We start from the raw sequence: 14404 nt of genomic DNA on the forward strand, positions 1-14404 counted from the left end.
GGTTACTCCTCGATGGGGGCGCGAATGCGCGCGGCGTAGGCCTGCATCCATTCGTCGTCCACCGGTTGATAATGTGTCTTTTCACGTAGGCGCTCAGCGCGAAAGACCGTCAGCGGCTGGCTGGCCGTGGCGACCACAAAAGAGAAGGTTTTGATGTTGGTGGCAGCGCCGAATTCGCCGTTGCGGTTCATACACACCACAGACAGGTCTCCGGCACGACCAAAGCGCGACATCAGCTTATCCTCCAGTTCGCACACCACCGAATCAGCGGCCTGCTGCGGGGTCATGCCCTGCGCCATCCGGCGGACAATTTCATAACTGGCGCAGCCTTTCATCAGATCTTCGCCAACGCCGGTGGCCGTCGCCGCGCCGGTCTCGCTGTCGCAGTAAAACCCGGAGCCGATGATCGGAGAATCACCCAGTCGCCCGCGTTTTTTCATAAACAGACCGCTGGTGGAAGTCGCAACGCTCATCGAATGGTGGCGGTCCAGGCCGATAATGCCGACGGTGTCATGCCCGTCATAAGGGCTTAATCCTTTATCGAGCGTTTCCCGGCAGCGTTTACGGTAATGCTGCATGGCGCGTTCGGTGAGCATCTCTTTTGCCGCAAAGCCCTGGCTGAGCGCCCATTCGCGGGCTCCCTGACCGACCAGTACGCTGTTATAGCGCTGGCGACTCAGGGCATGAGCGACTCTCACCGGGTTGGCGATATCGACCAGATTGCCCACCGCGCCAAACGCCAGCGTGTCGCCATCCATAAAGGCGGCGTCCAGTTCTACCTCACCGTTTTCGGTGGGCAACCCGCCGTAGCCCACCGATTTATAAAACGGAAAATCTTCTACCGCCGCAACGGCGTCAACAACGGCACCCGCGGCCGCTTTCCCTGCTGCCAGCGCGGTCGCCGAGGCGGCCACGCCTTCCAGTGCCATTCGCCAGGTGGCGATAATTCCCCACATCGTTTACTCCTGTTTTGCCAGTGCATTGTCCGCCTCTGCGGATGACGTCATTTCTGCGGCGCGATACTGCTTGTCGACAATACGCATGAACGGCAGATAAAGCATGGCACCGATCAGCAGATTGAGGATCTGCATCACGCTGCCACTCAGATGCCCGGTGACGATAAAACCACTGATCACCGGCGGCAGCGTCCAGGGGATGAACACCCCGGTGGTGACCGCCACTGCGCCAATTTTCATTGCTGCGTACTGGATGGTGACCAGCACCAGCGGCACGAGGTTAAACGGGATCAGCATGATCGGGTTCATGATCACCGGCAGACCAAACAGAATCGGCTCGTTGATGTTAAAGATGGAGGCACCCGCGCCGAGCCGTGCCACTTCGCGCATGTTTTTACTGCGGGCAAAAATCAGCATGGCGATGACCAGCGACAGCGTCGCCCCGGCACCACCCATCCAGATCATGTCGAAAAATTGTTCCGTGATGATATGCGGTGGAGTGACGCCCGCCTGGATCGCGGCGATATTGTCGGTCTGATTTTCCATCCACAGCGGGCGGATGATCCCGTTAATCATCGAGCCGGAGTTGATCCCCACCGACCACAGAATGGTAATACTAAAGACCGTCATCAGTGCGCCAAAATAGGAGGTGCCGTAATGGCGCACCGGTGTGGCGACCACTTCATAAATGAACTGGTGGATAGTGGTGTAGTGGGTGTTTTCAAACGCGATACGGATGATCAGCACCAGAATCATTACCACCAGCGCCGGAATTAACGCCGCGAAGGATTCCTGCACCGCGGGCGGAACACCTTCCGGCATTTTAATGACCAGTTTTTTCCGCTTCAGCCAGCAGAACAGCTCGGTCCAGATAAGCGAGCCGATCATCGCCACAAACAACCCTTTGGTGCCGATCCACTCCACCGGGATCACAGTGATCCCGCCGTTTTCCGCCACTTTGATAAACGGCGTCAGGATCAGAAAACAGACCAGCCCCAGAATGCCGCACGAGATGCGGTCTTCGTTGTAATGCTCCGCCAGACGGAAGGCGACCAGAAAACCGATAAATAGCGACATCGTTGAGAACACCGCGTTAAACGGGATCTCGATAATCGCGCTCCAGCTCTCACCAAAGGCCTGAGACATAAACTGCTGATAGGTCTGGTTGGGAAACGAGGAGATAACCAGCAGGATTGAACCGACAATAATAAACGGCATGAAGGAAACATAGGCGCCGCGGATGGCGCCAAGATGACGCTGTTGCGCGGTTTTTGCCGCCAGCGGCATCAGTTTTGCTTCAAGAAATCCCAGAACATTGTTCATTGTGAACTCCGTACAAGATCAAGAGACGTTGTGTGTGTTATGTAAAGGGATTATCGAAGAAAGCGGCGAGTGGAAAGGTGAAACCGCTCACAATGCATTCGCGTAATTAATATAAATCTCATATGATTGGTTATATTTTTGGCAGGAAACGCTAATGGAAATTAAACTGCACGCCAATGCCACCACTACGCCACGCACGCGCAAATATCTGCAGGAATCGAGCAAAAGCGACCGGGAACTGGCGCGTGAGCTGGGAATTTCAGTCACTACCGTGCGTCGCTGGCGCAACCGCAGCCAGATTGCCGATAATCACACCACACCGCATGTGATACACAAAGCACTGAGACAAGAACAGGAAGCGCTGATTAATGCGTTGCGGGACGTGCTGCGCGCGCCGCTGGATGAACTGTTGTTTATCGTTAACGACGGGCTGGGCATTCCGGTCTCCAGGGCAACGCTGAACCGCTATCTGCGCCCGGCGCATGAAGGGCGTAAAGAGGGCGTGTTACAGGGGAAAAAAGCGCTGAAAGCGGGCGTGAAGCCGGACACGCTGGTGTTGCATTACCGCCTGCTGGCGCTGCCGATGGACGATGGCGGCGATCATCACCTGCTGTGGGCGCAGGAGCCGGTCAGCGGCTGGTGCCATGCACGGCTGTTTTCGGGGATCTCTCCGGCACTGGTGAATCACTGGCTGGATGAAGTATTAACGGCGTGTCCGGCACAGATTCAATGTGTTGAGACAAATCTCGCGAAGTGCTTCACGCTGGAGCGAAACGATGTGCTGTGCAAAACCAGTGAGCAGGCTGAACCGCAGGCCATCCAGATTAGTGTTCCGCTGGCGGAATTGATCCCCGCGCTGGATGAACCTGACAGCACGGTGCAGCGGTTGTGTCAGTTATGGAATACCGGCAGGGCGCAGAAAAAGCTGGGAGAGAAAACGCCGCAGGCTTTTCTGGAAGCGCTGCGGCAGGGGGATTAGTCGAGGATTTCTAAAACCTGCTCCGGCGGACGGCCAATGCGCGCCTTGCCGTTATGCACCACAATCGGGCGCTCGATCAATTTGGGATGTTCGACCATCGCCAGAATCAGCGCCTCTTCCGGCAGAGCCGGATCCATCAGCGCCAGTGAGGTATAGAGATCTTCTTTCTGGCGTAACAGTTCACGGGCGCTGCGCATGCCGAGCATTTTCACCAGATTACGCAGTGTCGCCGCATCCGGCGGGTTTTCAAGATAGAGCACCACCTGCGGCTCCACGCCTTTCTCCTTCAGCAGATTCAGCGTCTCACGGCTTTTGGAACAACGCGGGTTGTGATAAATCGTGACGGCGTCAGACATCATTACTCCTTACATTTTGCTGTACGGACGGAAGCGTTCCTGCAACTGGCGGAACTGGTCGATACGCGCGTCGTAGCGTGCCTGTTGCAGACTTCCGAGTTTCACCTGCGAGCTGGCGCTGCTCAGCAGGGAAATGGCTTGATCAAGACGACCCACCAGCGCCATGTTTTCAGCGCGCGCGGCCAGTTCCTGATCACGATTGCCCAGCGCCGCTTCCGCCTGCGCCAGTAAATCCCAGCCGTTGGTGTCGTCTTTATTGTTAAAAGTATAGCGGTTGAGAAGGGTCACGGCTTCAGCCGGTTGACCGCCTTCCATATACGCGTTGGCCAGGTTCAGCTGCAATACCGGATTGTTGCGCAGGTCGCGCGCGTTTTTCAGACGGTTAATGGCTTCGCCGGTTCTTTTCTGCCCGAGATCGATATCGGTCGCCAGATCGAGATACCAGGGGTTTTGCCCGTCGGCGCTCAGCAGCGGCTGCAGCAGTTTGCTTGCTTCAGCATAATTACTGGTGCCCATCGCCTGTAACGCCCGGCCATACTGGGCGGCGCGCTGTTCGCGTATATTGCCTTTCGCCCAGTTGTCGAGGAGATCGCTGGTCAGCTGGTTTTTACCGGAATTGTACATGCCGAGGGTTCTCGCTTTCGCCATGTAGAAATCTTCAGAAGATTGCACGACAACCGGGCGCATCTGGTTGGCGCGGTTACGCGCATCCGCCAGACGGCTTTCCGGCAACGGGTGCGTCAGCAGCATTTCCGGTGGACGTGTCGAGTAACGGGACTGGTCGAGCAGTTTTTCCATGAACCCTGGCATCGCCTGGGGATCGAACCCGGAGCGTTGCAGCACCTGGATGCCGATGCGATCCGCTTCTTCTTCGTTCTGACGGGTGAAGCTGATCATCCCCTGTTGTGTGCCCGCCAGCGTCCCGGTCAGCGCCGCCATCCCGGCCTGCGGGTTAGCCATCGCCAGTAAAATCGAGCCCAGCGCACCGACCCAGGTCAGTGGCGCGTTGCGCTTCTGGTCTTCCATGGCGCGCGCCAGGTGACGCTGCGTAACGTGGGAAATTTCGTGCGCCATGACCGACGCCAGCTCGCTTTCGGTATCGGCATAGCGGAACAGGGCGGAGTGCAGCACCACGTTACCGCCGAAGAAGGCGAAGGCGTTCAGTTCGTCGTTGTTAATCAGAAAAAAATGGAACGGTGTGCGTACGGAATAGGCGTGCGATACCAGTCGTGTGCCGAGGCTATTGACGTATTGCGTTAACAGCGGGTCGTTAATCAGCGGCGCACTGCCGCGCAGCTGCCGCACATAATAATCTCCCATCTGCATCTCCTGACCAATGGAGAGCGTGCTTCCTGCGGAGGTGCCCATGTCCGGCAACGTATCTGCAGAGTCTGCAAAAGCGGGCAGACATTGACCCAGCGTCAGAGACGCTATCAGCGTCGCCGCCAGTGTCTTTCTCAACTGCGTGAACATAACCTCAATCCTGTAATGTGGGATGTGCCTTTTTGACCGGTGCAAAGCGTGAATGTTCCACCGTTACTCGTCATGGGAGTGTAGCTGTCTGTTAGACGGTTGGAAATCTTCTTTCTGTGACTTTTATTGTTTGTGGCGACGACATTAAAAAGCGGAGTCTTTTTTGTGACATTTCGATACAATTCACGATCTGCAATCCCGCAACGCGTCCTAAGAAGGATTTTATGCTTGAGTTGTTAATGCAGTGGTACCGCCGCCGCTTCAGCGATCCGGAGGCGATAGCGCTGCTGGTCATTCTGCTGGCAGGGTTTGTGATCCTGTTCTTCTTTAACGGTCTTTTAGCGCCGCTGCTGGTCGCCATTGTGCTGGCGTATCTGCTGGAATGGCCAACCATCAGACTTGAGCGTATCGGTTGCTCGCGGCGCTGGGCGACATCCATCGTGCTGGTGCTGTTTGTCGGCATTCTTCTCCTGCTGGCGCTGGTGGTGGTGCCGATCGTCTGGCAGCAGGGTATTAATCTTATTCGCGATATGCCGGGTATGCTCAATCAGCTCATGAGCTATGCCGCGACGCTGCCGCGTCGTTTCCCGGCGCTGATGGACGTCGGGATTGTCGATGTGGTGGCCGAGAATATGCGCAGCCGCATGCTGACCCTCGGCGACTCGGTGGTGAAATATTCGCTGGCGTCATTAGTTGGGTTGCTCACGATCTCCGTTTACCTGGTGCTGGTGCCGCTGATGGTCTTTTTCCTCGTCAAGGATAAAGAGCAGATGCTCAATGCCGTGCGTCGTGTGTTGCCGCGGAATCGCGGTCTGGCCGGGCAGGTGTGGAATGAGATGAACCAGCAGATCACCAACTACATTCGTGGCAAAGTGTTTGAGATGATCGTGGTCAGCATCGCCACCTGGATTGGCTTTGTGCTGTTCGGGCTCAATTATTCGCTGCTGCTGGCGGTACTGGTCGGTTTTTCAGTGCTTATTCCGTACATCGGTATTTTTGTCGTGACGTTCCCGGTTGTGGGCGTGGCGCTGTTCCAGTTTGGTCTCAGCACCGAATTCTGGAGCGTATTCGCGGTATATCTGATTATTCAGGCGCTGGATGGCAACCTGCTGGTCCCGGTCCTGTTCTCGGAAGCCGTTAACCTGCATCCGCTGGTGATTATTCTGTCGGTGGTGATTTTCGGCGGGTTATGGGGATTCTGGGGCGTGTTCTTTGCGATCCCGCTGGCGACGCTCATCAAAGCCGTGGTCCACGCCTGGCCGGATGGCCCGGTGGTTGAGGAATAAAGTAAAAGGCCCGGTACTGTTTACCGGGCCTTTTATCACGCGTTCTCTTTCAGCCAGTTCAGCACTACGTCGTGGTGGTTACTGGTTTTGAAGTCATCGAAAACGTGCTCAATTTTGCCGTCTGCATCAATCAGAAAACTGATGCGGTGGATGCCATCATAGGTTTTCCCCATGAAGGACTTTTCTCCCCACACGCCAAATTGTTCGCAGACCTGATGGTCTTCATCGGAGAGCAACGTAAAGTTCAGCAGCTCTTTTTCTGCAAAGCGGGAGAGTTTTTCAGGTTTATCGGTGCTGATGCCCAGCACTTCAACGCCTGACTTTTTCAAATCATCCATATTGTCGCGCAGACCACAGGCCTGAACCGTACAACCTGGGGTCATTGCTTTTGGGTAAAAATAGACCAGAACACGCTGTCCCTGGAAGTCGGTCAAATTTACTTGCTCACCGTCCTGATCGGGCAAGCTAAATTTCGGTGCGATGTCACCGGCTTTCAGTGGGTTCATTACTCAACTCCATCTTGTTCATCATGCTGTGAATAATTGACGATGCTTATACTGCCTTGTGCATTCAGTTCTGTACATAGTGCTTTAAACGCTTGCTCGATATTTGAGACTTCCTGCGACGCAGGGCTGTGCGCTGTGATTTGAATGAATAACTGCGCGGCGCTGGCGTTCTCGCCCGGTTGTGTGCGGGAAACCAGTTCCGCAATATTGGTGTTGTACGTATCGAACAATGCCGTAAAACGCTCGATGATGTGCGGCGAATCCGGCACCTCTACCTGCACCCAGACGGTGGATGGCAATGCCTGACGCGGACTTGCGGTAGTGCGTTTCATCACGATCAGCAGGTCCAGTTCCGCGCCCTTCAACGGTAATGTTGATTCGATCAGGGTAATGGCATTCCAGCTGCCGGAAAGCAGCATAATAAAGGTGAACTCATCGCCAAGCATCGCCAGACGGCTGTCTTCAATATTGCAGCCGCAGCTGCTGACATGGCGGGTGATTGTATTCACGATACCTGGGCGGTCGGCGCCCAGTGCAGTAATCACCAGATAGTGTTGTGATGAGGCTGTCAAACCTGTTCTTCCTGTAAAAGGTGCGGTAATCATAAGGAAAGCATAAAAAAAACCGGCATACAACATTCAGAACGGCTCTGGTCGCTTGCTTTTATTACGGGACCAAACGTACCATTGAAACTCTTGTCTGCACGTCTGCTCAGAGGATGGCCCATGTTCACGGGAAGTATAGTTGCGGTTATCACGCCGATGGATGAAAAAGGTAATGTCGATCGGCTTAGCCTGAAAAAATTGATTGATTACCATGTCGCCAATGGAACCACGGCGATCGTTTCGGTGGGCACCACCGGAGAATCCGCCACATTAAGCCACGAAGAACATGGCGATGTGGTCATGATGACGCTGGATCTGGCAGACGGGCGCATTCCCGTGATTGCCGGAACGGGAGCCAATGCAACCGCAGAGGCGATCAGCCTGACTCAGCGTTTCAATAACAGCGGCATCGTTGGCTGCCTGACGGTCACGCCGTACTACAACCGTCCGACGCAGGAAGGGCTGTTCCAGCACTTCAAAACCATCGCTGAACATACTGACCTGCCGCAAATTCTGTATAATGTGCCGTCGCGTACCGGCTGCGATATGCTGCCTGAGACCGTGGGTCGCCTGGCAGAAGTAAAAAATATTGTCGGTATTAAGGAAGCCACGGGGAACTTAAGTCGTGTTCACCAGATCAAAGAGCTGGTTTCAGATGACTTTATCCTGCTGAGCGGTGATGATGCCACGGCGCTGGACTTCATGCAGTTGGGCGGTCAGGGCGTTATTTCGGTAACGACCAACGTGGCAGCGCGTGACATGGCGGAAATGTGTAAACTGGCCGCTGAAGGTAAGTTTGCTGAAGCGCGTGTCATCAATCAGCGTCTGATGCCACTGCACAATAAATTATTTGTCGAACCCAATCCGATCCCGGTGAAATGGGCCTGTAAGGAATTGGGACTTGTAGCAACCGACACGCTGCGCCTGCCGATGACGCCGATTACCGACAACGGTCGTCACATCGTCGCCAGTGCGCTTAAGCACGCCGGTCTGCTGTAAAGTTTAGGGAGATTTGATGGCTTACTCAGTACAGAAGTCGCGCCTGGCGAAGGTTGCGGGTATTTCGCTTGTTCTGCTCCTCGCGGCCTGCAGCTCTGATTCGCGCTACAAGCGTCAGGTTAGCGGTGATGAATCCTATCTGGAAGCAACACCGCTTGCTGAACTTCATGCGCCTGCCGGTATGATCCTGCCGCTTCAGAACGGCGACTATAACATTCCTGTTGCCCGCGGTAATGGCGCAGTGGGTAAAGCGCTGGACATCCGTCCGCCGGCACAGCCGTTGGCGCTGGTAAGCGGTGCCCGTACCCAATTCACCGGCGACACGGCCACGCTGTTAGTGGAAAGCGGTCGTAGCGGTTCGCTGTGGCCTCAGGTGGTGAGCATTCTTCAGGCGAAGAACTACACCATCACCAAGCGTGATGACGCCTCGCAGACGTTGAGCACGGACTGGGTTGACTGGAACCGTCTTGATGAAGACGAGCAGTACCGTGGTCGCTATCAGGTCTCTGTCAAACCACAGGGTTATCAGCAGTCGGTTGTCGTCAAACTGCTCAACCTTGAACAGGCTGGCAAACCGGTTGCCGACGCTGCCTCCATGCAGCGCTACAGCACTGAAATGCTGAACGTGATCTCTTCGGGCCTCGATCAGAACGCGACTAACGCGCAGAACGCCGCTCAGGGCCGCGATGGCGCCGCCTTTGACGTGCAGAGCGCCGCCGATGACACCGGCTTGCCGATGCTGGTCGTTCGCGCGCCGTTTAATCAGGTATGGGACCGTCTCCCGGCAACGCTGAAGAAAGTGGGCATGGAAGTGACCGATCGCACCCGTTCTCAGGGTAGCATCGCAGTCACCTACAAACCGCTCTCCGACGGCAACTGGCAGGAACTGGGCGCCCGCGATCCGGGTCTCGTCTCCGGCGACTACAAGTTGCAGGTAGGTGACCTCGATAACCGCAGCAGCCTGCAGTTCATCGACCCGAAAGGCCACACGTTGACGCAGTCTCAGAATGACGCCCTGGTGTCCGTATTCCAGGCCGCATTCAGCAAGTAATACAACAGGGCTGGCGCAATCCAGCCCTTTTTTCTGTATAGTGACGCAAACGTGTGCGTCGGCAGAAAAACGCCATTTTTATCACTTTATTTGAGTGGAGTAACAAAAGATGCAAAAGAAAGCTGAGTTGTATCGCGGCAAAGCGAAAACCGTTTACAGCACGGAAAATCCGGATCTGTTGGTGCTCGAATTCCGTAACGATACGTCAGCAGGGGATGGCGCGCGCATTGAACAGTTTGACCGCAAAGGGATGGTGAATAACAAGTTCAACCATTTCATTATGACCAAACTCGAAGAGGCGGGCATCCCGACTCAGATGGAAGCTCTGTTGTCTGATACCGAATGTCTGGTGAAAAAACTCGAGATGGTACCGGTTGAGTGCGTGGTGCGTAACCGTGCCGCAGGCTCGCTGGTGAAGCGTCTGGGCATTGAAGAGGGCATCGCGCTGAACCCGCCGTTGTTCGATATGTTCCTGAAGAACGACGCCATGCATGATCCGATGGTCAACGAGTCTTACTGCGAAACCTTTGGCTGGGTGAGCAAAGAGAATCTGGCACAGATGAAAGCGCTGACTTACAAAGCCAACGATGTGCTGAAAAAACTGTTCGATGACGCGGGTCTTATCCTGGTCGACTTCAAACTGGAGTTTGGCCTGTTTAAAGGGAAAGTCGTGCTGGGCGACGAATTTTCACCGGATGGCAGCCGTCTGTGGGACAAAGAAACGCTGGATAAAATGGACAAAGACCGTTTCCGTCAGAGCCTCGGAGGCCTGATTGAAGCGTATGAAGAAGTCGCGCATCGTCTTGGTGTGAAGCTCGACTAACCCTTCCTGCCCGAAACTCAGAGGAGAATAATCCATCCTCTGAGTTTTCTCGTTTCGTTTCCTATGGTAATCCGCCGCCGAACCGCCTACGATCTCTCTATTATCAATAAAGAGTTTGAGGTTGTTATGCGCTGGCAAGGTCGTCGCGAAAGCGACAATGTTGAAGACAGACGAAGTGATTCCGGTCCACCGATGATGGGCGGGCGCGGGTTTCGCATTCCCACTGGCAAGGGCGGGATTATTCTGCTGGTGGTGGTGCTCGTCGCGGGTTATTACGGCGTGGATCTCACCGGTCTGCTGACCGGACAGCCGATTTCCCAGCAGTCGACGCAACCCTCTATCAGCCCGAACGATGATGAAGCGGCTAAATTTACCTCGGTCATTCTGGCAACCACCGAAGACACCTGGAGCCAGATCTTCGGACAGTCAGGTAAACAGTATCAGCAGCCGCGTCTGGTGATGTATCGCGGCGCGACCCGTACCGGCTGTGGCACGGGGCAATCGGTGATGGGGCCGTTCTACTGCCCGGCAGACAGCACCGTGTATATCGATCTCTCCTTTTACGATGACATGAAAAAGAAACTGGGCGCGGAAGGTGATTTCGCTCAGGGCTATGTCATCGCGCATGAAGTGGGACACCACGTCCAGAAACTGCTCGGCATTGAGCCGAAAGTGCGGCAGATGCAGCAGGGCGCGTCACAGGCGCAGGTGAACCAGTTGTCGGTGAGAATGGAACTGCAGGCGGACTGCTTCGCGGGCGTCTGGGGCCATAACATGCAGCAGCAGGGCGTGCTCGAAGCGGGCGATCTGGAAGAAGCGCTGAATGCCGCTGAGGCCATCGGTGATGATCGTCTGCAACAGCAGAGCCAGGGGCGCGTTGTGCCGGACAGCTTTACCCACGGTACCTCGCAACAGCGCTACACCTGGTTTAAACGCGGTTATGACGGCGGTGATCCGGCGCAATGTAATACCTTCGGCAAAGGGTTCTGATCCCGCTGATGGAAGCCATTTGCGCACTGACCGCGCGCATGAAACAGGAAGGCATTCGTCGCCTGCTGGTTATCAGTGGTGAGGCGGCGTGGAGCCTGCAACAGGCGATGGCGCTGCAACAACAACTGCCTGGCGACTGGTTGAAGGTCGGGCCGCAGGCGTTGCCTGAACCCTGGTGCCCGCAAGGCGCGCTGGCAAAGCTGCTCGGGCGCGAATTTCACCATGCCATTTTTGATGCCCGCCGCGGCTTTGACGCTTCGGCATTCGCCGCGCTCGCCGGGACGCTGAAGGCAGGAAGCTGGCTGGTGCTGCTGACGCCGCCCTTTGACGTCTGGCCGCAACAACCTGATGACGATGCGCGTCGCTGGAGCGAATCCTCACAACCGCTTCCCACTCCTCATTTTGTTCACCATTTCTGCCGCACGCTGACAGATGATCCGCAGACGCTTATCTGGCGTCAGTCGCGGCCGTTACCCATTCCGGACTACCCGGCGAGAGAAACGTGGCACCCGGCAAACGGTGAGCCGGAAGCTGAACAAGCGGCGATCCTCGCGCAACTGGCAGACTGCCCGCCGGGCGTGGTCGCCGTGACGGCGGAACGCGGGCGGGGGAAATCGGCGCTGGCGGGGATGCACATTCGCCAGCTTACGGGAACGGTCATCGTCACCGCACCCGCACGTGGGGCGACAGACGTCATGGCCGCCTTTGCCGGTGAGCGGTTCCGCTTTATCGCGCCGGATGCGCTACTGGCGTCGCAAGAGCACGCTGACTGGCTGATCGTCGATGAAGCGGCGGCTATCCCCTCGCCGGTGCTGCAAAAGCTGGTAGCGCGCTTCCCACGCACGCTGCTGACGACCACGGTGCAGGGTTATGAAGGCACCGGGCGGGGTTTTCTGCTGAAGTTCTGCGCGCGCTTTACTCATCTTCGCCAGTTGACCCTTTCCCGCCCGATTCGCTGGGCGCAGGGTTGCCCGCTGGAAGCGGTCATCAGCAATGCGCTGTTGTTCACCGATGACAGTCTCACCCATCTTCCGGCAGGCGAGCTGCGTTATGACAGCGTGGAGCCCGCAGCCTGGCAAACGCAACCGGCGCTACCTGCCGCCATGTATCAATTGCTTTCCAGCGCTCATTACCGGACCTCGCCGCTGGATTTACGCCGCATGATGGACGCTCCCGGGCAACATTTTGCCTGCGCCCGCAGCGACGCGGGGCTGGCGGGTGCGCTGTGGCTGGTTGATGAAGGCGGGCTGAGCGATGACCTCAGCCGCGCCGTCTGGGCCGGGTATCGTCGTCCGCGCGGCAACCTGGTGGCGCAGTCGCTGGCAGCGCATGGCGGAAGCCCACTGGCCGCGACGCTTATCGGACGACGCATTACGCGCATTGCGGTGCATCCGTCCCGCCAGCGTGAAGGTATCGGTCAGGCGCTGGTGGCGCGCGCCAGAGCGGCGGCGCAGGGCTGCGACTATCTCTCCGTCAGCTTTGGCTACACCACGGAGTTGTGGCGTTTCTGGCAACGCTGTGGTTTTACGCTGGTTCGCATGGGCGCGCATCGTGAAGCGAGCAGCGGCTGTTACACGGCAATGGCGCTCCTGCCACTCACGGAAGCAGGCGAACGGCTCACTACCCACGAACATCAGCGTTTGCGCCGCGACGGGCAGTGGCTCGCTCCCTGGATCGACGAAAAGCTGCCGCTGCCTGCGTCATCCGACACTATGCTTAGTGATAATGAGCTTAGTGATGATGACCGGGATGAGCTGGCGAGTTTCGCCTGGGCGCACCGGCCATTCATCTCTGCCGTCGGCAGTCTGCATCGCCTGGCGCTGGCGGTCGATTTGCCGATTCCGCTGTTGCGGGGGCGATTGCAGCGACAGAGCGAAGAGCAGCTGTGTTCCGCTGCCGGGCTGAGCGGACGTAAAGCGCTGCTGGTGCAGCTACGTCATGAAACAGCGCAGGCGCTGATGGCGCTTGATGCGCAGCGGGCCAGTCAGTTACAACGCCAGGTGCAGCAACTGCAATTTTTTTAACGAACTCATTCAGTTAAATGGCATGGTCATTTTTCGGCTGAGTTCTACAATGGCAGGCACTAAGGAGACCGTTATGAAACACGAACATTTTGTCGTCCAGAGTCCTGCTAAACCCGCGCAACAACTGCTGCTGTTGTTTCACGGCGTGGGTGATAACCCGGTTTCGATGGGCGAGATTGGCAGCTGGTTTGCGCCGTTATTCCCGGATGCGTTGATCGTCAGTATTGGCGGCGCAGAGCCGGGCGGCGTTGCGCCGGGGCGTCAGTGGTTTTCGGTACAGGGGATAACGGAAGAGAGTCGTCAGGCGCGCGTGGATGCCATCATGCCGACCTTTATCGATGTCGTGCGTTACTGGCAGAAACAGAGCGGCGTCGGGCCGCTGGCAACGGCGCTGATCGGCTTCTCACAAGGGGCGATCATGGCACTGGAAGGGGTGAAAGCCGAGCCGAATCTGGCCTCGCGGGTGATCGCCTTTAATGGCCGTTTCGCGACTCTGCCGACGGCTGCCACCACTGCCACGACGGTGCATTTGATCCACGGCGGTGAAGACCGGGTGATTGAGCTGTCACACGCGGTCGCGGCTCAGGACGCGTTGCTGAACGCCGGTGGCGACGTCACGCTGGATATCGTCGACGATCTTGGTCACGCCATTGATGATCGCAGCATGCAACTGGCGCTCGACCATCTGCGCTATACCGTGCCGAAGCACTATTTCGATGAAGCGCTGAGCGGCGGTAAGCCCAACGACGACGATATTATTGAACTGTTATGATTGTTTTGCCCGGCAGGCGAAGCGCCGCCGGGCAACATTCACTTCTTCGGCTGGTCTTTGTCCGGCCAGTCGTCGTCGTCATCCCACTTGTCGTTAAAATCACGATGCGGGGGAAGCTCCGGTTTGTTGGCAAGAAACTTCTTGTGGTCGACCCGGCTGAGATCTTTAATCACGTTAATGATGACCCCCACCAGAAACACCAGCACCAGTATCCACCAGTATTTTGCCAGCCATTCCATGTGCGTTACCTCTTAAGTCAAA

The 14404-nt window shown here is 56.6% G+C and carries 15 protein-coding genes; 8 read left to right on the forward strand and 7 right to left on the reverse strand.

The features are described from left to right. Window positions 1-2: 2 nt before the first annotated feature. Complete coding sequence (locus AOY23_RS14290; RefSeq protein WP_054179441.1) at window positions 3-956, reverse strand: glycosylasparaginase; 954 nt, start codon at window positions 954-956, stop codon at window positions 3-5. Between the two features lie 3 nt (window positions 957-959). Next, a complete protein-coding gene (gene celB / locus AOY23_RS14295; protein ID WP_054179442.1) occupies window positions 960-2279 on the reverse strand; it encodes a PTS cellobiose transporter subunit IIC in 1320 nt (439 codons plus the stop codon). A 154-nt stretch (window positions 2280-2433) separates the two neighbouring features. On the opposite strand from celB, the gene AOY23_RS14300 reads away from it, so the two are divergent. Then, on the forward strand, window positions 2434-3258 hold the full coding sequence (locus tag AOY23_RS14300; protein ID WP_054179443.1) for a helix-turn-helix domain-containing protein: 825 nt from the start codon (window positions 2434-2436) through the stop codon (window positions 3256-3258). On the opposite strand, the gene arsC is transcribed toward AOY23_RS14300, so the two are convergent. Both arsC and bepA read right to left on the reverse strand, forming a co-directional pair. Continuing rightward, on the reverse strand, window positions 3255-3614 hold the full coding sequence (gene arsC / locus AOY23_RS14305) for an arsenate reductase (glutaredoxin) (protein WP_054179444.1): 360 nt from the start codon (window positions 3612-3614) through the stop codon (window positions 3255-3257). The genes AOY23_RS14300 and arsC overlap by 4 nt on opposite strands. A gap of 9 nt (window positions 3615-3623) precedes the next feature. Further along, window positions 3624-5087, reverse strand: coding sequence for a beta-barrel assembly-enhancing protease (gene bepA / locus AOY23_RS14310; RefSeq protein WP_054179445.1), 1464 nt, complete (start codon window positions 5085-5087; stop codon window positions 3624-3626). 224 nt (window positions 5088-5311) lie between these two features. On the opposite strand from bepA, the gene AOY23_RS14315 reads away from it, so the two are divergent. Beyond that, entirely contained in the window at window positions 5312-6373 is a 1062-nt protein-coding gene (locus AOY23_RS14315) for an AI-2E family transporter (RefSeq protein WP_054179446.1), read from the forward strand. Between the two features lie 35 nt (window positions 6374-6408). Here AOY23_RS14315 and bcp read toward each other — a convergent pair whose 3' ends face one another. Both bcp and AOY23_RS14325 read right to left on the reverse strand, forming a co-directional pair. Then, a complete protein-coding gene (bcp, locus tag AOY23_RS14320) occupies window positions 6409-6879 on the reverse strand; it encodes a thioredoxin-dependent thiol peroxidase (RefSeq protein ID WP_038156982.1) in 471 nt (156 codons plus the stop codon). Further along, window positions 6879-7451, reverse strand: a complete 573-nt coding sequence (locus AOY23_RS14325; protein WP_054179447.1) for a glycine cleavage system transcriptional repressor — start codon at window positions 7449-7451, stop codon at window positions 6879-6881. Before AOY23_RS14325 ends, bcp begins: the two co-directional genes overlap by 1 nt. A gap of 153 nt (window positions 7452-7604) precedes the next feature. On the opposite strand from AOY23_RS14325, the gene dapA reads away from it, so the two are divergent. From dapA to ypfH, 6 genes are all read left to right on the forward strand, one after another. Then, on the forward strand, window positions 7605-8483 hold the full coding sequence (dapA, locus tag AOY23_RS14330; RefSeq protein ID WP_054179448.1) for a 4-hydroxy-tetrahydrodipicolinate synthase: 879 nt from the start codon (window positions 7605-7607) through the stop codon (window positions 8481-8483). Window positions 8484-8499: 16 nt separating this feature from the next. Beyond that, on the forward strand, window positions 8500-9534 hold the full coding sequence (gene bamC, locus AOY23_RS14335; RefSeq protein WP_054179449.1) for an outer membrane protein assembly factor BamC: 1035 nt from the start codon (window positions 8500-8502) through the stop codon (window positions 9532-9534). Window positions 9535-9643: 109 nt separating this feature from the next. Continuing rightward, complete coding sequence (purC, locus tag AOY23_RS14340; RefSeq protein ID WP_054179450.1) at window positions 9644-10357, forward strand: phosphoribosylaminoimidazolesuccinocarboxamide synthase; 714 nt, start codon at window positions 9644-9646, stop codon at window positions 10355-10357. Window positions 10358-10483: 126 nt separating this feature from the next. Further along, window positions 10484-11347 (forward strand): KPN_02809 family neutral zinc metallopeptidase, encoded by an 864-nt coding sequence (gene ypfJ / locus AOY23_RS14345; protein ID WP_054179592.1) that lies wholly within the window; start codon window positions 10484-10486, stop codon window positions 11345-11347. Between the two features lie 8 nt (window positions 11348-11355). Next, a complete protein-coding gene (locus AOY23_RS14350; RefSeq protein WP_054179451.1) occupies window positions 11356-13371 on the forward strand; it encodes a tRNA(Met) cytidine acetyltransferase TmcA in 2016 nt (671 codons plus the stop codon). Between the two features lie 73 nt (window positions 13372-13444). Beyond that, entirely contained in the window at window positions 13445-14143 is a 699-nt protein-coding gene (gene ypfH, locus AOY23_RS14355; protein WP_054179452.1) for an esterase, read from the forward strand. A 38-nt stretch (window positions 14144-14181) separates the two neighbouring features. Here the strand turns inward: ypfH and AOY23_RS14360 are convergent, their stop codons facing one another. Beyond that, on the reverse strand, window positions 14182-14382 hold the full coding sequence (locus tag AOY23_RS14360; RefSeq protein ID WP_054179453.1) for a YpfN family protein: 201 nt from the start codon (window positions 14380-14382) through the stop codon (window positions 14182-14184). Between the last annotated feature and the right edge of the window lie 22 nt (window positions 14383-14404).

Source organism: Trabulsiella odontotermitis, assembly GCF_001297775.1.
In the GTDB taxonomy this organism is placed as follows: domain Bacteria; phylum Pseudomonadota; class Gammaproteobacteria; order Enterobacterales; family Enterobacteriaceae; genus Trabulsiella; species Trabulsiella odontotermitis.